Below are 19,874 nucleotides of genomic sequence, written 5' to 3'. Positions count from 1 at the left end.
GGTTTTTTCACATATCGGTCATTAATAGCGGCAATAAATCAGTTAACTAAAAAGCCCCATCAATAACGTGTATTGATGGGGCTTTTTATTACGAATCGGTAGCTATTTTAAATAGCTAATCTTCTCGTTGGGGTAATAATCACTGGCAAAGGAATATCCCAAAAATCGGTAGGCACTTGGCTCACTTGTTGGCAGTCGTGGGCAAACCCGACGGCTAATGGCTTGTTATCAACCACTTGTGCCAAGGTGCGGTCGTAATATCCGCCGCCCATGCCCATACGATTACCGTGTTCATCAAATGCCACCAAAGGAGTGATAATCATATCGAGATTATCGACAGTAATAACATGTTGCACATTAAGCTGTGGCTCGCTAATTCCATATTGGTTGTTAACCATCACAGAATCGCGATCGTAACGCACAAACAACAAGTTACCCTTACTAAACGGATGAATACGCGGTAAATAGAGATTAACGTCGACATCCCATAACGCTTCAATCAGTTTTTGAGTAGCAAGTTCACCATCGTGAGTGAAATACAAGGCAACATGCTGAGCCGACTGTGCTTGAATTTCAGCAAGCATATGGCGGCTGGCAATCAAGGCTAATTGGGATTGTTCTTCAGTGCTAAGGCTATTACGCTCTTGGCGTACATGGCGACGAATGTTCTCGCGGCTCATGTCTGTGCTATCAAACAGTGGTTCTTGAAACTCAGAAGGCGTGGCAAAGTAGCTGATGCGTGCCGAAGAGGTTGACGTAACTGGACGATTGTCTTTGTTAGTCATAAAGCGTGTGATTGACATAAAATTAGGATGCTCCCCAAAATACCGCTGCCGGCGCAGCCCTTGAACCGTAGGTTCAAGGCGGGTAAATGTTCATCTCCTAAGGCTTCTCGGTATAATCCGAGCATGCACAATGTTAACGAAAGCATTCACCCTGGGTTTGTAATTATCGGCACAGGGACTTAACCAACGAGCAAATATCCCAGGGAGCAAAACAGGGTAGAATTAAGCAATGCTTAGTTCTGAAATCTTAGTTTAGCCTTCCTAGCGGCTTCGTTCAACCAACGATGTTTCCAACGTTGACTGTAATAACGAAATACGCTCATCCATTTGCGCCATATATTGTTTATTTTTTTGTTTTTCTTCAAACAATTCATTGCCAATGTTCAGTGCTGCCATAATGGCTAACTCTTCACGGCTTAAATTATTAGTACGCGACTTCAAGGTTGTCAGTTGGTTTTCAACTTCTCTGGCAACAGTGCGCAAAGCATCTTCGCGTCCTTTTGGACATGCGATAGAGTAGGTGCGCCCTAATAGGGTAATATCAACTGCACTGTTACTCATAATGTTGCCTCAGATCCTTAGTCAGTTCGCGAACTATATAGGGCTGAATTTAAAAGAGCAAGGCAACAGCATCCCTTTTTAACTATTTGCTGTTTGTGTGAACAAATCCGCTTCAGTCTAGGCATAATTTGGGCACAATACACACTAGCATTTGGAGCATCATACTAACTCTGCTAGCATTGAAGCAGATATTGCGTTATTAGGAATTTACCATGGCAATCCCACCTTCATTATGTATTGAAAAACTAAAACAGGCCTTAGATTACGCTGAAGTCGGCCAGTATCCAGTAGAAGTGCATGGGGCGCTTGTTGGGATTATTTGTGGTGGTGTAAAGCAAGAAAATTTAGCTTGGCTCAAGCCGTTAGTTGAATTAATGAACGACGGTCAACCGTTAGAGCCAAACTTACAACAGCTGATCAGCGATTTGTATCAAGACACTGTGGCACGCTTAGTCGATTTCGAATTTGGCTTTACTCTTTTATTACCAGAAGAAGAAGCGTCACTGAGCGATCGCGTTGAAGCGTTAGCCTTGTGGACCCAAAGTTTTTTAACGGGTATTGCCATCATTCAACCTGAGCTAAATAAAGCGTCAGCCGATGTGCGAGAAGTGATTAAAGACCTTGCTGATATTGCCCAGGTAGAATTTGATGTTGGTGATGACGAAGAATCAGAAGTTGCCTACGAAGAGCTGCAAGAGTTTGTCAGAATGTCTGCTATTTTATGTTATTCAGAATTTGGCTTAGACATGCCTTTGAATGACACCGATGAGCATTCTACTTTTCACTAACATTTTGGTATAGGCAGCAACGCAGCGTATGACCACAGCACACACATCTACCGAGCCACTCGTCGTTGATATTGCCATAGTGGGTGGCGCCATGGCAGGTGCCACGTTAGCCCTAGGGTTAGCTAAGTTATCTGCCACATTATCTGCTACTTTATCATCAGCCACTTTAGCGCGTCCGCTGCGTATTGCACTCATCGAAGCTCATGTTGCCAACAACAATCATCCCGGTTTTGATGCCCGTTCTATCGCCATTGCGCACGGTTCTATTTTCGAACTGACTCGTTTAGGCATTTGGCCTAAGTTGCAGCATCTTGGCACCGCGATCGAAAATATTCATGTGTCTGATCGCGGCCACTTTGGCATGACCGAACTCAACGCTAAACCATTAGGCTTAGACGCGTTAGGGCAGGTGGTTGAATTGGCTCGTGTGGGTAACGTGTTATTCGACGAATTACAAAAGTCATCTGTCAGCGTGTTTTGTCCTGCCAAAGTCACTGATTTACAAGCCCAAACAGACGGTCACTTATTAACATTAGATAATGGCACTCAGCTGCATTGTCAGTTGCTGGTGGCCGCCGATGGCGCTAACTCGGTTGTGCGTCAACATTTGCAGCAGCCTACTGAGCAAATCGATTTTGATCAAACGGCGGTCGTTGCCAATGTCATTACCGACCAACCGCATCAACACTGGGCTTATGAGCGCTTCACCCAAACAGGTCCATTAGCACTGTTACCGATGACGTCAGTGCCATCAACACCTTCCACTCAGTCGCGTTTTTCACTGGTATGGGCATTACCGCCAGCCAAAGCTGATGCATTAAAAAATGCTGATAAAGCTGAGTTTTTAGCAGCATTGCAACAAGCATTTGGCCATCGTGTCGGCCGCTTTATCGATGTGGGTCAACGGGTCAGTTATCCACTCACGTTATCGTATATGCCTCGACCGATTTACCATCGTTGTATATTTGTCGGTAACGCCGCGCAAACGCTACACCCTATTGCCGGACAAGGTTTTAATCTGGGTTTACGTGATGTAGTCGGGCTACTCAAGGTGCTTGAACATGCCTTTAGCAGTAACACTGCAACCGAAATCGACCTCGGCAGCAGCGCTATCGTGCATCAATATTTAGCCGCTCGCCAAGCCGATCGCGACAGCACACTCAACAACATCGAATTTTTAGTGCGTGGCTTTTCCAATCAATATTGGCCGTTAGTTGCCGGACGCAATATCGGTTTGCGTTTATTGTCTTGGCTACCGCCGTTAAAGCGCCCCGTAGCGCAAACCGCCATGGGCTGGCGTTAACTCATTTTAAGGTAAGGATTGACCATGTTTTCAACTAAAACTTATGATGTTGCCATCGTCGGCGGTGGTATGGTCGGGCTTGCAACCGCAATCGGTTTAGCCAATGCCGACCTTAATGTGGTGGTTATCGATGCTGGCACAACCCAAGCGGTCAGCGGTGAGCCTAAATTGCGCGTCAGTGCTATTAACAAAGCAAGCCAACAACTGCTGGAAAACCTCGGTGCTTGGCAATACCTCGACGACAACCGTGTTAGCCCTTACCAAAAAATGTCGGTATGGGACAAAGACGGCCTAGGTAAAATTGAGTTTGACGCCCACAGTATCAGCGAAGCCTATTTAGGCTCGATCATTGAAAACGACGCCATCAGTTACGCCCTTGCCAAACGCGCCAGCGAAATAAGCAACATTACCCATATTGAAAACCAACGCCTTGAGCGTGTAGCCTTTGGCGAGCGCGAAGCATGGTTAACTCTAGCCAATGGCGATAACGTAAGTGCCGCCGTGGTGGTTGCCGCCGACGGAGCTAATTCTTGGGTGCGCCAGCAATGCAGTATTCCGCTAACCTTTTGGGACTACGGCCACCATGCCATTGTCGCGACCGTGCGCACCGAACTTGCCCACGACGCCACCGCCAGACAAGCCTTTTTACCTGGCGGCCCATTAGCTATGTTGCCACTGTACGACGACAATTTATGTTCCATCGTCTGGTCAGTATCGCCCGACCAAGCCGAGCAATTGTTGGCATTAGACGATATCGAATTTGGCAAAGCATTAACTGCCGCGCTCGATGGCCGTTTAGGCATGTGCCAGGTGGTTAGCGAGCGTCAATCATTCCCGCTACGTATGCGTTATGCGCGCCACTTTGCTCGCCACCGATTAGTGCTGGCTGGCGACGCTGCTCACACCATTCACCCGTTAGCTGGCCAGGGGGTTAACCTAGGCTTTTTAGACGCAGCTAGCATCATCGACACCTTTACCGAACTGCACCAGCAAGGCAAAGATTTAGGCGAATACAGCCATTTACGCGCCCTTGAACGTTGGCGTAAAGCAGAGGCGATGGAGATGATTGCCACCATGGAAGGCTTTAAAAGACTGTTTGCCGGCAGCAATCCGCTTAAAAAAGCCATGCGCGACATAGGCCTAACCCTAGTTGATAATGTCGCTGGGCTGAAAACAGTGTTCATCAAACAGGCTATGGGTAACAAAATGACATTACCTAAACTTTGTCGCGAGCCAATTTCATCATAGCTAATATAGAAACTTGTTTAATATCAGTCTATACAGTTAAATCGGCGTTTTTATTGTAAAAAATTATGTAAAAAAATTACAACAATAGATTAGCTAAACTAATGCGACCGGACTCGGATTAGAAAAATTTTTTGTATACAAAGTGGGTCTGCGGAGTATAATTTTGGCCGCATTTTATCAAAAACCTACATAAGAAAGGCCTCAAAAAAAGGGATAATAATGGCTAGCAAAACAGTACTTTTTAACAAGCATTTAGAATCTAAAGCCAAGATGGTTGATTTCCACGGTTGGGAAATGCCGATTAACTACGGCTCTCAAATCGAAGAACATCACGCAGTACGTCAAGACGCAGGCATGTTCGACGTGTCGCACATGACCGTAGTTGACGTTACCGGCAGCGATGCTTGTGCCTTCTTACGTAAGTTACTTGCTAACGATGTCGCCAAACTTACCGTACCTGGTAAAGCCCTTTACGGCGGAATGCTAGACGAAAACGCTGGCATCATCGACGACCTTATTACCTACTACTTAACCGACACCCATTACCGCGTAGTGGTTAACTCCGCTACTCGCGACAAAGACCTCGCCTGGATCAACAAACAAGCCGCAGCATTTGATGTTGTTGTGACTGAACGTCCAGAGCTTGCGATGATTGCCGTGCAAGGCCCTAATGCTAAAGCCAAAGCAGCTACTGTATTCAGCACTGAGCAAAATGCTGCCGTTGAAGGCATGAAGCCATTCTTTGGTGTGCAATCAGCCAGCTTATTTATTGCCACAACCGGTTACACCGGCGAAGCGGGCTACGAAATCATTGTTCCAGAAACCGAAGCAGAAGCCTTATGGCAAGCACTACTAGATGCAGGCGTTAAGCCATGTGGTTTAGGTGCACGTGACACATTACGCTTAGAAGCGGGCATGAACCTATACGGTCAAGACATGGACGAGTCAATTAATCCATTAGCCGCTAACATGGGCTGGACTGTAGCGTGGGAGCCAAGCGAGCGTGACTTTATTGGCCGTGATGCACTTACCGCCATTAAAGCGGCTGGCACAGAAAAATTAGTCGGCTTAGTCATGGAAGAAAAGGGCGTCTTACGCCACGATATGGCAGTATTTTTTACCGACGCAGACGGTGTTGAGCACCAAGGTGTGATCACCAGCGGTTCGTTTTCGCCAACATTAGGCTATTCTATTGCCATGGCCCGTGTGCCTAGTGGTATTGGTGCCATCGCTGAAGTTGAAATGCGTAAAAAGCGTGTTAACGTAAAAGTCATCGCTCCAAGTTTTGTACGTAACGGTAAGCAAGCTTTCTAACAACTCAATAAAATGAGTTGCGCTTTACCCAAAAAGAATTTATTTGTTAAGTATTAGAACATCAGATTAAGGAACAACGATAATGAGCACTATTCCAGCAGACTTGAAATATGCATCTTCGCACGAATGGATCCGTAAAGAATCAGACGGTAGCTACACAGTAGGTATCACTGAGCATGCTCAAGAGCTATTAGGCGACATGGTATTCGTAGAATTACCAGAAGTTGGCGACACAGTAACTGCCGGTGAAGACTGCGCAGTAGCTGAATCAGTTAAAGCGGCATCAGACATCTATGCACCTATTTCTGGTGAAGTGATTGCCGTAAACGAATCTTTAGAAGATTCGCCAGAGCTTGTTAACAGCGACGCATTTGGTGACGGTTGGTTCTTCCGTGTTATGCCTTCTGACGAATCAGAAGTGGATGCATTATTAGATGCAGACGGTTACCAAGAAGTGATTGACGAAGAATAAGCGCCAATGACGCAGGAAGCTCCCTCGGGAGCTTCTTTGTTATCTAACGATAAAAGTGTTGCGCCCTGCAGTATTGTCGTTTCAGCTTCATAAAGGAAGTGGCACACATAAAGCCACTCACGACGTAAGCGCGTTGCATTAATAAACCCTTTACGGGTTAGTCACGTATTACACGTTTTCACCCTAATCCAGTTCTGTGCCCTACCGCCATAACTGGTCGATTTGGAACAAGGTTTAACATGACCAAGCAAACCCTGACACAACTAGAACAACACGAGTTATTTCTAACCCGCCACATTGGCCCCAATGCTGAGCAGCAACAAGAAATGCTCAACTTCATTGGTGCAGAGTCGTTAGAAGACTTAACCGCGCAAACCGTTCCTGGCAAAATTCGTTTACCACAAGACCTCACCATCGGTGACTCATGTGGCGAAGCCGAAGGTATTGCCTATATCCGCAACATAGCTGACAAAAACAAAGTCTTTAAAAGCTATATCGGTATGGGTTACTACGGCGTGCAAGTGCCAAATGTTATTTTGCGTAACGTGTTCGAAAATCCAGGTTGGTACACTGCTTATACTCCATATCAGCCAGAAATCGCTCAAGGCCGTTTAGAAGCAATCTTAAACTTCCAACAAGTGTCAATGGACCTAACTGGCCTTGACCTTGCGTCAGCCTCATTGCTGGACGAAGCAACCGCAGCAGCAGAAGCCATGGCCCTTGCCAAGCGCGTGTCTAAAGCTAAAAAAGCCAACATCTTCTTTGTTGCCGATGACGTATTCCCACAAACATTAGACGTAGTTAAAACCCGCGCAGAATGTTTTGGTTTTGAAGTAGTCGTTGGCCCAGCAAGTGAAGCGGTAAATTACGAATTATTTGGTGCCTTGTTCCAGTACACCAACCGTATTGGCCAAATTACCGATTACACTGAGCTATTTGCTACGCTTCGCGACAACAAAGTCATTGTTACAGTAGCAGCCGACATCATGTCGTTAATGTTACTTAAATCACCGGGCGCCATGGGCGCAGATGTAGTATTTGGTAGCGCGCAACGTTTTGGCGTACCAATGGGATACGGCGGACCACACGCAGCATTCTTCGTTGCCCGTGACGAACATAAACGTTCAATGCCAGGCCGTATTATTGGTGTGTCAAAAGACACCCGCGGCAACAGCGCATTACGTATGGCCATGCAAACGCGCGAGCAACATATTCGCCGCGAAAAAGCCAACTCAAACATTTGTACCGCGCAAATTTTATTAGCCAACATGGCGTCGTTTTATGCGGTATTCCACGGCCCGCAAGGCTTAAAAACCATAGCATCACGCATTAACCGTTTAGCCGACATTTTAGCGGCAGGCTTAACAGCAAAAGGCTTAACCTTAGCTAACACCACTTGGTTCGACACCATCAGTGTTAAAGGTGCCGACGTTGCCGCCATTAATGCCCGCGCCATTGTTGCGCAAGTTAACTTACGTTTAGATGCCGATGGCGTGTTTGGTATCAGCTTAGATGAAACCACTATCCGCACAGATATCGCAGACTTGTTTGACGTTATCCTAGGCGCAGGCCACGGTTTAGATGTTGCAGCACTCGATGCCGACATCGTTGCTAATGGCAGCCAGTCAATTCCAGACGCGCTAGTACGTCAAGATGCAGTATTAACCCATCCAACGTTTAATCGCTACCAAAGCGAAACCGAGATGATGCGTTATATCAAGCGTCTCGAAAACAAAGATTTAGCCTTAAACCACTCAATGATCTCGTTAGGTTCATGCACCATGAAACTCAACGCAGCAGTGGAAATGCTACCAGTAAGCTGGCCAGAATTTGCTAACATGCACCCATTCTGCCCGCTAGATCAGGCACAAGGTTACACCCAGTTAATTAACGAACTGTCTGAGTTTTTAGTTAAAATCACCGGTTACGACTCTGTGTGTATTCAACCAAACTCTGGTGCACAAGGCGAGTACGCTGGCTTGTTAGCGATTAAGAAATACCACGAGTCTCGCGGCGACGCGCACCGTAATATTTGCTTAATCCCACAATCAGCTCACGGCACTAACCCAGCATCGGCACAACTAGCCGGTATGAAGGTAGTGGTTACTGCGTGCGACAAGCAAGGTAACGTTGATTTAGAAGACTTACGCACTAAAGCAGCAGAACTTGCAGACAGCCTATCGTGCATCATGATCACGTACCCATCGACTCACGGTGTGTACGAAGAATCAATCCGCGAAGTATGCGAAATCGTCCATCAATATGGCGGTCAAGTGTACCTAGACGGCGCAAACATGAACGCACAGGTTGGTTTAACATCACCAGGCTTTATCGGCGCAGACGTATCGCACCTTAACTTACACAAAACCTTTGCTATCCCGCACGGTGGCGGTGGTCCTGGTATGGGCCCAATTGGTGTTAAATCGCACCTTGCGCCATTTGTAGCAGGCCACACAGTGATTAAGCCAGGCCGCGAAAGCGACCATAACGGCGCAGTATCGGCCGCACCTTATGGTAGCGCCAGCATTTTGCCAATCAGCTGGATGTACATTAAGTTGTTGGGCACTAAAGGGGTTAAGCAATCAACCCAAACTGCGCTATTAAACGCTAACTACATCATGAAAAAGCTACTGCCTCATTACCCAGTATTATTTACTGGCCGTAACGACCGTGTAGCCCATGAATGTATTATCGATTTACGCCCATTAAAAGAAACCTCTGGCGTAACCGAAATGGATATCGCTAAGCGTCTAAACGACTATGGTTTCCATTCACCAACCATGAGCTTCCCGGTAGCGGGTACGTTGATGATTGAGCCTACTGAATCTGAGTCTAAGGTTGAGCTAGACCGTTTCATCGAAGCGATGATTTCTATTCGCGGTGAAATTACCAAGGTAGAAGCAGGCGAGTGGCCAGTGGACAATAATCCACTGCATAATGCACCTCACACCTTAGCGGATATTATGGACCCAGAGTTCGATTCACGTCCGTACAGTCGTGAAGTAGCCGTGTTCCCAACGGCAGCGGTTAAGGCGAATAAGTTTTGGCCAACGGTGAATCGTATCGATGATGTTTATGGGGATCGCAACCTTATGTGTGCATGTGTTCCTTTAAGTGATTATGAGTAATCATTATTAATAGTGGTTCCTGAATAGGAACTTCAATTTGAAAGCGACTGAAAGGTCGCTTTTTTATGCCTTTCGTTCCCATTTTTACGTCATTCCGGTAATGCTTTTGAGCCGGAATCCAGCTTGTTTCTTTTGTCTTCATCTTAGCTATGGCCTGCGGCCACTAACGTCGTGGCGCGTCGCCCACACCAGACCAAGAGGAAACCAACGGCTGTTCCCTCTTGGAACTCCCAGCCGCCCCGCAACATTTTCTGAAAAGCGAAAAGGTCGCCATGGGGATTGATCCAGCTTTTAACTTCGTTTGTAGTCTGCTTCGGCCCATCTTACAATAAAGAGTGAAAATGCTAACGCTTCCGATGGTACATCCTGTACCGCGAAAGCTAGCCTGACGTCCTGTCAGGCTCACGCTATTTTCTTCAACGGCCTCAAGGAAATGGAGCCTGCAGATATAATATCTAAAGCATTAAAAAAGCGTACCGATTGGTTCGCTTTTTTGTGTCTGTCATATCAGTAAATCTTGAACACATGTCATTCCGAATATGTTTATATTTACGTCATTCCGGTAATGCTTTTTAGCCGGAATCCAGCTCTATTCTTTTATTCTTAGCTTGTTGCTTTTATGGCTTGTGCTTCGCCCACACCAGACCAAGAGGAAACCAACGGCTGTTCCCACTTCGCTTTTTTGTTGAGGAAATAAAGTTTATTCTGAAATCATTTATTCATACTTAAGACTGAAAACTTATCAGTAGGTCATTACCAACTTTACAGATTAAATTTCCCGTCTAAGTTATAAATGTCAAAGTGGTTTTTATCCAGTCGTCTTGGCTTAACAAATAACTGATAGTCATAAGGACAAGGAACGATTATGAAATTAATTAAAACCACTTCACTGTTGTTACTCTGTGTATTATCACCGCTAGTTTTAGCTGGTCAAAAACTGATTGTTGATGGTGCAAAACAAAGCCAGGTTTGCTATAGCTCACTGATTAACCGAAAAAACAGCATTAGTACGCTGAATAAAACGACAACGATAGATACATGTCTGCAGTCTAACGACCCTACAAAGCAAATAATCATTAATTGTCAGCCATCAAATACACTTTCAATTGAAGGAGTTGATAAGGTTAAATTAGCAAATGACATGCTTGCAGCTAATATGTTTGCAAGTTGCCTTGAAGAGGTTAAAGCTTCGGGTCAAATTATGACAAGTCAAGACAACAAACTGCTTACTCAATTAACAAGCACAATAAAAAGTGAAGATACAATAAATCGATGGATTAGCTCATTTGAACTAGGTTATAAACATCAAAATGGCTATGACGAAGAAGGGAATCGCACAGGTTTTGATCAAGGTGGTATTACTGGCTCTCTTAAGCTTAATGGTCGGTGGAAAAATAGTTGGGGCTGGAGCGATGCTGTCACTAATTTTGAAGTTGGAGTTGTATTTGAGCAATATCCAACAGTAAATGAGGATAAGCCTGATCCAGAAGTCTCTGAATTTAACGATGTTACGGATGCTATTGATGGTTATTTGAAATTTTTGTATTCACCTGGACATTTCATGGCTACAGAAGATGGTGATTCGGTACTCAGTTTTGCAGTTTTAGCAGGTGTTAGAAGTTTAGATGAGGCTAGTCCAGGTAATGAATTGGCTAGATACTATGGTGGTGGACTCGAGTTTAATCTTTATAGTATGGGTTTTAGTAAGTATCAAAATGGCTTACCTAGAGCTCGTGTGGGTACTTATTTTGTTAGAACATCAAATTATGGTGTGAGGGAAGATGTCAACGTATGGGTAATTCAAGCTCAATATCAGCTTGTTGAAGATAAGCCATTTTTATTAGGATTCAATGCCAATTTAGGGCCTGATGATTTAGATGATTATTCGGTGACTCTAAGTGTAAGACAAGATACAGCCAAGTTGATGAGTTTTTTTGGTTTTATCTCCGAGTAATTGTTTTTGTCATATTAAATGTTGTTAGTAAATCTAATTCTAATATTCTTGATATGGTGAGTTGGATCTAATGTATTCTTTCTTCCTATTAAGTGATTATGGGTAAGTGCTGGTAGGAGTAATTGAATATGTGCCATGATGTGGAAGCGAACCGGTTGGTTCGCTTTTTTAATATTCTGGCAATGATTATCATTTTGTCAATCATTGAGTATTTGTGATTAGATACTAATTTTAATTATGTTTAATCTGTATATTGAAAACTCCATGTATGGATCAAGTCTTGACCGGTGGACCTTTTATTTTTTTTCTTAACATAGTCATATAACATGACAACGTTCTTATTATTGACAGCAAACTGCGCTGCCGCAATAGCCGCAGGCTTTGTGCCAAAAGGTGCCAAGCATAAGTTTCGTTTTTCATAACATGCGGATTGATAAACTTGGTTAATTATTTCATAGGTTTGGATTGGATCATTTGCACCAGCAAATTTAAATCGCGTATTTGAACTGCTACTGATTTCTGTAAACTGTTTATAATTATTTGAGAGAGTTCTATTCTCCCATCCCAACTTAAATGGTGGAGTGCCAAGAAGGCAGGTTATATTTCTTGTATCAAACTCATCAGAATTAATAATCGAACCCAATCTATGACCTTCAAATCCTAAAAAGAAAAAAAGCATTGAGTGCGCACTATAACCTATATATGGAGGGACCTGTTGAATTCCAAGTCCATCATCTGACAAATCAAATAACTTTATTTTATCAATACCTAATGTTTTTAGCTCTGTATAGCTAGTAGGTTGAACGTAAATTACGTCGAATGAACGTTTTTTATCATTTAATAAGTGAAATAAATGTAGTATTTCTGGCAATGCTAATGTTGTAGCATCAATTAGAATTTTACCTTTAGGTAGATTATATTCGCTTAATTTTCTTATGCCATATTTGTTGTTATTTATAATTAATGAAACCGTTTGTGGGCAATATGAGACGGTTATGATCTCATTAGAGTATTTACTTATATAATTTAATGACCAATCGCTACGGTCATCATATTTATCAATGTCAGTATACGTCAAGTCATATGTTTTGGTTTTTGGATTTTGGATAGCTTCATTTACAAACTCCGTTCTCCAAGTCTGAACATTTATCATAATAAAATACCTTGGGTTCCTTCTGAATCATCAGACTTCCATTTCTGTTGATATTGTTTTCTGATAATATCAAAACTTTCAGAACTTCCTGATACTATGACTTTAAACTGTTCCATTGTGAGAGTTATACCACGTTTTTTCCTATAAGATATTCCAAACTTTGGAGCGTATACAGGGTTTAACTGAAATTCCTTGCTTGTAATTTGCTTATCATCTTTTATTCTCCTTGATTCATCTTCAACCAGTACTCTCCAACTGAGTGCCGAATTTAAAAAATCTTCTAACTCCTTGTCTGCTCCTGAGTAATCATAAGTAAATGTGAATATATCTCTCTCAGGTTCAGATTGATAACTAGCTTTTTGAGAAATCCTAAACAACTCCCCAATTCTATTAACCATGTGTGAAAGTTTATTTCCATGAGGAGGGTAACTAATTACTTCTTTAACTAATGATGTACTACTTGTAATCGAACCTTTATGCATTCCAATAAAGGTAATTGGCTTAATATCTTCAATGTTTAGATATTCTATATTAGAGTCAAAATCATCAGACTGTTTTAATGAAGACAAACACAGTTCTTTGAAATGTCTAATATTTGGTGTTGTCATAGTTATAAAACGTTCAAATCCAGCATATAACGGCACTTGAATAAAAGCATTCTGAAGGTTTAGTGATAATAGTGTATTAAACTCAAAAGTATTAATTTTATCTTTTATTGTTTTTATTTCTGATTTTGTTGAGTTATTATTTAAGTATTTTATTATGAGTTCAGATTCGAAACTTTTTTGTTTGTACGTCCCAAGTATGGTCAAAGCTAAGCTTGTATCTAAAAAAATTAATTCGGAAATTTCTTTTGAGAAGTTTAAAGATTTTAAGATTGTTAATAATTTGTTTTTTACACTGTTGTTTGTGATACAGATTTCAGATAAAGACTTTATTGATGGCGTAGGCAAAATATTTTCAATTACGGATATGACTTTATCTTGGTAACTTTTTTCTTTCCTAGCTTCAATGTTTTTTCTATCACCTAAGAAGCCAGGAGTTAGTTGCGGTACTTTACAAGTTAGGCCAGCATTTTGTAATGTAAGAATGAATATTTCTGCGGCGTAAATTTTAAAATAACCTTCAATGTAATTATCTAAATTCTCTTCAACATAATCATCTGGTGATTGTAGCCATTGATCGCAAGTTGTTTCATTGGTTGGTTTTGAATTTAATTTATAAGCAACATTCCAATTTAATAATTTATTAGATTCTTTTCTATATGTATTAACAACTTGTTGCTGCTCAATATTTAACAGCTCAAACTCGTCAATGAATACTTTAAATGTAGTGTCACTAAATTTATCATAATCTAACCTTAAAGCATCGGTAAGGTATGCAAGCATCTGTTTTGGTTCTATAGATAAAATACCGTCTAGATTTACAGGATTTAATCTAGTTGATATCTCATACTTATAGTCCATTATCCAAGAGTTGAGTTCATTAATGTCATTTATAGTTGAATTAGTAACCTTAGCTACTCTTGTCCAAAAAATTCCATTATCTTTTAAACAAGTGATGATTTCTGGGAAATGGTAGCTAATATTATTGATCAAACTAGACAGTTCTTGTAATAAAGATAAAGCAGCATGAATTGAAAAAAATCTTAAAGCATCATCACCTAACCAATTTGACTTTAATCCTTGACAATAAGCAATGTCAGGTTTCCAATATAATAAAATACAAGTAAATTCTTCTTCACTAATAGTTGTAACATTTCGGTCAAACCTAGTTGAATGAGAAAAATATTGAATGTAGGTACTTTTCCCTGAACCTCTAGAACCAGCTAATGCAATTGAATGAGATATATTTCTTAGATCAAACTTGTCAATAAAAAATGGAACAACAAAATTATTTAAAACGCTTCCATTTGATGTTTGAAATTCTAATCTGGCAGTAGATAACTTATTTATTATATCAATTACTTTCATTATGATCTCCTACTAAATAATTGCTGCCAATTTTTATTTTTTTTTGATTTCATCATATAAAGTAATGATGGTGTTTGGTTGGGGCATCCCCATTCAAATGCTAACGGTAGGCCTGCAAATTCATGTCCAAACCAATATGGCATCTTTGAAGCATATTTTTTATGCATTCCAATTAAAAAGTTTTTAACATCAAGTATAGTATTTATTTGGTCGTTTTTAAATAATTCATTATCGTCACCATAAAATAAACTATCGGTTTTTAGTATATATTCAGATGGTAAAATATGCAGTTTAGGGTATAGGGTACTAATATGATTAATACCTATTTCAAAACCAACTAATGGACAGTAAATAATTTGCGTTGTTTTAATTTTATCCTCTAGATTAAATTCTAATGCAAAGTCAATAAACTGTTCTCCGCTACCAATAAAGTCATCAATTAATATAATAACTTTTGGAGGCGTTGTAGCTTTTGCTAGTGAATAACGATTTGTATCAAGTGCAGTAGAAAGCATTCTATAGATTGTACTTCCTGATTCACCTTGATCAGAATTTAATTTTACAGGGCAGAATCTTAAGTCTTTCGAAAGCTCACCACTTCTTAGTTTTTCTTTCCATTTCGGTATTGTTTCAACATTAATAGAAGTATTTTCACTTAAATATTGTCTAATTGGTCCATAAAGCAATCTAGCGTAACTAGCCTTAGCCATTTCTTTAGATCTAACGATTAAATTATCTAAAAATTGAAGTGCAATATACTCTTCAATTTTACAATCAAAGTTATTTAACCATGCAGTAAATTGTTCATATTCAAATGGCCAAATGTTCGTATCACAGTAAATTTTTATTTTTTCTATTACTATGATTTTGAATGCTTCTGAGTTATTTGGTAATAGCATATTCGTTTGTTAAATAATCCTTTATTGTTTTGTAAGTTATATATTTAGCCCCAACGCCTAAAGCTGCATTAGTCAAATATTTTTTACACTGTACTGAAGATAACTTTTTCCATATTTTATCACCAACTATTTTATTCTTAGGAGTTATCCCTATGATGCAATCACTTATAGGAATGGAACCAGAATGAATAAATAAGGTTCTACCTAAACACCGTCTACCAACTCTCGCAATTAGGATGTCATTAGATTTCGCATTTTTAACATTATCAACTGGAGTTGTGCCAATATCCAGAAGGGTTGGTTGATGTGGCATATCTGTTGTGTGTATATGTGTATTACCAATTTTTACAAGCTCATTGTGAGATTTGTTACCTCTATACATTTCGAAGTCTTCACTAGATATTTTGTCAGTATATTCTAAGCTGTTAATTTCTTTATAAAAACGATAATCAGATCTGACGATAGCATTAGATATATCTACATCGATGGCATCGTCTCTATCAATATAAGATAATGGGATGCTTTTACATGATTTTGTTTTATTTTTCAATGTGATAATGAATGTTTGCGCGTCAGTTTTTTTAAAGCTGCTCTCAGGAAGTTGAATTATGTTAGTTATATTATATTTCTCAAATAAAAATTGACGAACTGGGAGCCATTTTTGTCCGGAGACTAATCCCGCAGGAACTATAATTCCAATCTCGCCAGTTTTTGTTAATAATCTAAGATTTTGAGCTAAAAAAATAAGTTCAGCAGGTACTTTTTTGAGATTTTTTGAAATACAATCCAATAAACCTATAGCTTGTAATATTTTTTTATTGTTGGAATCTAAGTCGCATAAAAAATATGGAGGATTTGATATCAATAAATCTATTTCTCCAAAGCTATCATTAATAATATTTGGTAATGAAGGGTCAAAGCCACTTAATTCTAGGGCTTTTATTAATTTATTTGATTCAGCGTAAAGAATGTTTTTTCTATCTATATCAATACCAATTAAACTTAGATTATCCCATCTTCTTTTTGCGGCACATAAAAGTTCTCCTGCACCAAAGCCAAGATCTAAAGCTGTTTGAGGTGATGCTATAGTTAAGTTCTTCACTAATGCATCACTGTAAATTTTACTTGTATAATATTGATTTAATTGCATTATTATAGATAAAAAATTATTTGTTAAACTATATTATATCAATTTAGCGTTCTTAGATAGCACCGTCAATAATGGTGTAATAAATTGACGATTAGTAGGATAGAATAAACATCACAATCTTAATCATTTCCCTACCTCACTCTTACTCAAACATCTCTGCGCCACTTGATACACAATAGCGTCGACTTGTTGTTGGCTGAGTGTTTGGGTTCGGACGGCTGGTATGGTTTTGACCAACTGCTTGTGATTTAAGATGGGGAACGGTGGTCGAGTTTGGCTGGTGACGTACCAGCCGGGGAATACTAATACTGGGCTGGAGAACACTTGCTGGCCGGTAGCTTTGGTGAGCCACTGGCTGACCCACGTTGCTTGTCGAGTTGCTTGTTCTATTGGTTTGGTTTCAGTCCACGATGGAAAGCATAAGCGGCCGTCTTTATAAAATAGTTGGTAGTCTTTACCTTGGGTTGCGCTAGTCGATTTACTGTCGCGTTTGCGCTTGTGGCGGCCTTTGGTTTCGATGGCGAATACGCCATTTTTACCTATGGCTAAATGGTCGATGTTAAAGCCGTCGGCTTGTATGTCGTGAAACACTTGATAGCCCAAAGCTTGTAAGCCGATTAGCTCATTGGCAGTGGCGATTTCGGCAGTGTGGCCTAGGCGTAATTTGGTGAGTTTGGAAAAGTTTTTCCACGTTTTGTGTCCGCAATATCCTAAGCCAACGATTACAATCGGGGCGAAAGCAGTTGGGAATGAGCTGTCGCTAATATGCTTAACGATACTTTCGTAGGCAAACGGAAACGTCACCACCATTACAGCCATTGTTAGGCCAGCGATTAGGTCAAACTGTAAGTCCTGAATTTGTTGTTGTAAGCCAAAAGCGGGGATACGTTGAAGTTGTTCACGATCGACAGGTAGCTTTACCGTCTGGTCACGGTATCTAAGCATTAGGTGCATAATTAACACCATCAGAAACATGCCCGAAAGCAAGATGATGGTGGCGAATACATTGGTAAACAAGCTTGTCATTGTCGTCCTTGCGCGTGATGTGACCTAAGCAATCGGTCGCAATTCTAAATCCATGAATCTGCTGGATTAATATACTCCGAGTTTGGCAATATTGTAAGTGGAAATTTTCATCAATCGTTAAGCGTCGCAATTGAGCGAAATGGGCTGTTGCTGTAGTCAAAAATATCATTGCATAATAATGGCTTGTATCAGTGTGTATCTTAATGGGTTAGCGTCACTGTGACCATTTTACCTGAGTGTGAAACATAAAAAGGCCTGCTTATTTTAAGCAGGCCTTTTGGGTTTAGTTTTCGCTGTTAGTCATGTTCACTTCAAAAACATCGCTTAAGCTAGTCACTATTTGGGTAAGTCACTTTCTACACAAGCCGTTTACAAAATCAGTCTATAAATCTGTTTATAAAAGCAGTTATAAAAGCAGTTATAAAATCAGACTATAAAAGCGGTCTTAGAACTGGTTCATTGTGTTGTCTTTACCAGACGCTTTAAGCGCTTGGTCACCAGAGAAGTACTCTTTATGTGCATCACCCATATCTGAACCAGCCATGTTTTGATGTTTAACACAGGCGATACCTTGACGGATTTCCTTACGTTGAACATTGGCAACATAACCCAACATACCTTGGTCACCGAAGTATTCTTTAGCCAAGTTGTCGGTAGACAGTGCTGCTGTATGGTAAGTCGGTAGTGTAATAAGGTGATGGAAAATACCTGCTTCACGGGCCGAGTCAGATTGGAAAGTACGAATCTTTTCATCAGCTTGGATAGCAAGCTCAGTGCCATCGTAATCAACACTCATTAATTGAGGGCGGTCGTAAGCTGACACGTCTTGTCCTGCTTTTTGCATCGCATCAAATATTTGCTGACGGAAGTTAAGCGTCCAGTTAAACGATGGCGAGTTGTTATACACAAGCTTGGCATTAGGAACAACTTTACGGATTTCGTTAACCATGGCACCGATTTGAGATACATGAGGCTTTTCAGTTTCAATCCACAATAAATCAGCGCCATTTTGCAATGAAGTAATACAATCAAGTACACAACGTTCTTCACCCGTACCAGCACGGAACTTAAATAAGCCATTTGGTAGACGAGCCGGTTTGACCAGTTTGCCACCTTGCTGGAATACCACATCACCATTTTCAAGTTTTGCAGCATCAACGGCTTCAACTTCAAGGAAGCTATTGTATAAATCGCCTAGATCGCCAGCTTCTTTAGTGACAGCAATTTTTTGAGTTAAGCCTGCACCTAATGAATCGGTACGCGCAACAATCACGCCGTCATCGATACCGAGTTCTAAAAATGCATAACGAACCGCATTAATTTTTGCTAAAAATTCAACATGTGGCACGGTGACTTTACCGTCTTGGTGGCCACACTGTTTTACATCTGACACTTGGTTTTCTAATTGAATACAACAAGCACCGGCTTCAATCATTTGTTTTGCCATCAAGTAAGTGGCTTCTTCGTTACCAAAACCGGCATCAATGTCGGCAATAATAGGTACAACGTGGGTTTCGAAGTTTTCAATTTTGTGTTGAATCGCGGCTTTATCTGACTCTTTGGCACTATCTAATTCGCGGAAAAGACCACCTAGTTCACGAGCATCAGCTTGACGTAGGAAGGTGTATAACTCTTTAATCAACGCAGCAACAGAGGTTTTTTCATGCATAGATTGGTCAGGTAATGGACCAAACTCACTACGCAGTGCAGCTACCATCCAACCTGAAAGATATAAGTAACGACGCTTGGTGGTTAAAAGGTGTTTTTTAATCGAAATCATTTTTTGTTGGGCGATAAAACCATGCCAGCAACCTAAAGACTGAGTGTACTGCGATGAGTCCTTGTCGTAGTTGTCCATGTCTTCACGCATGATCTTGGCAGTGTACTTTGCGATGTCTAACCCAGTCTTAAAACGATTTTGTAGACGCATACGAGCGACTGACTCTGGGTTGATGGCATTCCATGCACTACCTTCCGAATTAATCAAGGTGGCAGCTTCATCGATATTATTTTTGTAGTGAGTCATGTGTTTATTCCTTAACAAATAGATTAGCGGCAATTGATTACGTTGAAAATAATAGCTAGATTTGGTTAAATAAACCTAATTTATGCTTACTATC

The 19,874-nt window shown here is 40.9% G+C and carries 15 protein-coding genes and 1 other RNA gene; 7 read left to right on the top strand and 9 right to left on the bottom strand.

What is annotated here, in order from left to right:
* Positions 1 to 107 precede the first annotated feature (107 nt).
* The 3 genes from EGC86_RS02235 to EGC86_RS02225 form a co-directional block, all read right to left on the bottom strand.
* Positions 108 to 803, bottom strand: coding sequence for a 5-formyltetrahydrofolate cyclo-ligase (locus EGC86_RS02235; protein ID WP_123776499.1), 696 nt, complete (start codon positions 801 to 803; stop codon positions 108 to 110).
* A gap of 9 nt (positions 804 to 812) precedes the next feature.
* Positions 813 to 994: non-coding RNA, 6S RNA (gene ssrS, locus EGC86_RS02230), on the bottom strand.
* Between the two features lie 52 nt (positions 995 to 1,046).
* On the bottom strand, positions 1,047 to 1,346 hold the full coding sequence (locus EGC86_RS02225; RefSeq protein WP_011638594.1) for a cell division protein ZapA: 300 nt from the start codon (positions 1,344 to 1,346) through the stop codon (positions 1,047 to 1,049).
* Positions 1,347 to 1,558: 212 nt separating this feature from the next.
* Between EGC86_RS02225 and EGC86_RS02220 the strand changes: the two genes are divergently transcribed.
* From EGC86_RS02220 to EGC86_RS02190, 7 genes are all read left to right on the top strand, one after another.
* Positions 1,559 to 2,134, top strand: coding sequence for a UPF0149 family protein (locus tag EGC86_RS02220; protein WP_123776498.1), 576 nt, complete (start codon positions 1,559 to 1,561; stop codon positions 2,132 to 2,134).
* Between the two features lie 28 nt (positions 2,135 to 2,162).
* Positions 2,163 to 3,437 (top strand): 2-octaprenyl-6-methoxyphenyl hydroxylase, encoded by a 1,275-nt coding sequence (gene ubiH, locus EGC86_RS02215; protein ID WP_123776497.1) that lies wholly within the window; start codon positions 2,163 to 2,165, stop codon positions 3,435 to 3,437.
* Between the two features lie 24 nt (positions 3,438 to 3,461).
* A complete protein-coding gene (locus EGC86_RS02210) occupies positions 3,462 to 4,685 on the top strand; it encodes an FAD-dependent oxidoreductase (RefSeq protein ID WP_123776496.1) in 1,224 nt (407 codons plus the stop codon).
* A 219-nt stretch (positions 4,686 to 4,904) separates the two neighbouring features.
* Complete coding sequence (gcvT, locus tag EGC86_RS02205) at positions 4,905 to 5,999, top strand: glycine cleavage system aminomethyltransferase GcvT (protein WP_123776495.1); 1,095 nt, start codon at positions 4,905 to 4,907, stop codon at positions 5,997 to 5,999.
* Between the two features lie 82 nt (positions 6,000 to 6,081).
* Positions 6,082 to 6,471 (top strand): glycine cleavage system protein GcvH, encoded by a 390-nt coding sequence (gene gcvH / locus EGC86_RS02200; RefSeq protein WP_011638589.1) that lies wholly within the window; start codon positions 6,082 to 6,084, stop codon positions 6,469 to 6,471.
* 239 nt (positions 6,472 to 6,710) lie between these two features.
* On the top strand, positions 6,711 to 9,599 hold the full coding sequence (gene gcvP / locus EGC86_RS02195) for an aminomethyl-transferring glycine dehydrogenase (RefSeq protein ID WP_123776494.1): 2,889 nt from the start codon (positions 6,711 to 6,713) through the stop codon (positions 9,597 to 9,599).
* Positions 9,600 to 10,464: 865 nt separating this feature from the next.
* Complete coding sequence (locus tag EGC86_RS02190) at positions 10,465 to 11,553, top strand: hypothetical protein (protein WP_123776493.1); 1,089 nt, start codon at positions 10,465 to 10,467, stop codon at positions 11,551 to 11,553.
* Positions 11,554 to 11,794: 241 nt separating this feature from the next.
* Here EGC86_RS02190 and EGC86_RS02185 read toward each other — a convergent pair whose 3' ends face one another.
* From EGC86_RS02185 to EGC86_RS02160, 6 genes are all read right to left on the bottom strand, one after another.
* Positions 11,795 to 12,706 carry a hypothetical protein gene (locus EGC86_RS02185; protein WP_123776492.1) on the bottom strand — a complete coding sequence of 304 codons (912 nt, stop codon included), beginning with the start codon at positions 12,704 to 12,706 and terminating at the stop codon, positions 11,795 to 11,797.
* On the bottom strand, positions 12,703 to 14,679 hold the full coding sequence (locus EGC86_RS02180; RefSeq protein WP_123776491.1) for an ORC-CDC6 family AAA ATPase: 1,977 nt from the start codon (positions 14,677 to 14,679) through the stop codon (positions 12,703 to 12,705). Before EGC86_RS02180 ends, EGC86_RS02185 begins: the two co-directional genes overlap by 4 nt.
* Entirely contained in the window at positions 14,679 to 15,578 is a 900-nt protein-coding gene (locus tag EGC86_RS02175; protein WP_123776490.1) for a phosphoribosyltransferase-like protein, read from the bottom strand. The genes EGC86_RS02180 and EGC86_RS02175 overlap by 1 nt, the downstream gene beginning before the upstream one ends.
* Positions 15,562 to 16,728: an N-6 DNA methylase gene (locus EGC86_RS02170; RefSeq protein WP_123776489.1), complete on the bottom strand. Its 1,167-nt coding sequence runs from the start codon at positions 16,726 to 16,728 to the stop codon at positions 15,562 to 15,564. The genes EGC86_RS02175 and EGC86_RS02170 overlap by 17 nt, the downstream gene beginning before the upstream one ends.
* A gap of 123 nt (positions 16,729 to 16,851) precedes the next feature.
* Positions 16,852 to 17,754 (bottom strand): nuclease-related domain-containing protein, encoded by a 903-nt coding sequence (locus EGC86_RS02165; RefSeq protein WP_165872322.1) that lies wholly within the window; start codon positions 17,752 to 17,754, stop codon positions 16,852 to 16,854.
* A 445-nt stretch (positions 17,755 to 18,199) separates the two neighbouring features.
* Complete coding sequence (locus EGC86_RS02160) at positions 18,200 to 19,780, bottom strand: isocitrate lyase (protein WP_123776488.1); 1,581 nt, start codon at positions 19,778 to 19,780, stop codon at positions 18,200 to 18,202.
* Between the last annotated feature and the right edge of the window lie 94 nt (positions 19,781 to 19,874).

The sequence above is a fragment of the Shewanella frigidimarina genome (genome assembly GCF_003797125.1).
GTDB classification, from domain to species: domain Bacteria; phylum Pseudomonadota; class Gammaproteobacteria; order Enterobacterales; family Shewanellaceae; genus Shewanella; species Shewanella frigidimarina.
The sequence above is the reverse complement of the archived record's forward strand: the minus strand, read 5'-3'. Positions and strand labels throughout refer to the sequence as shown.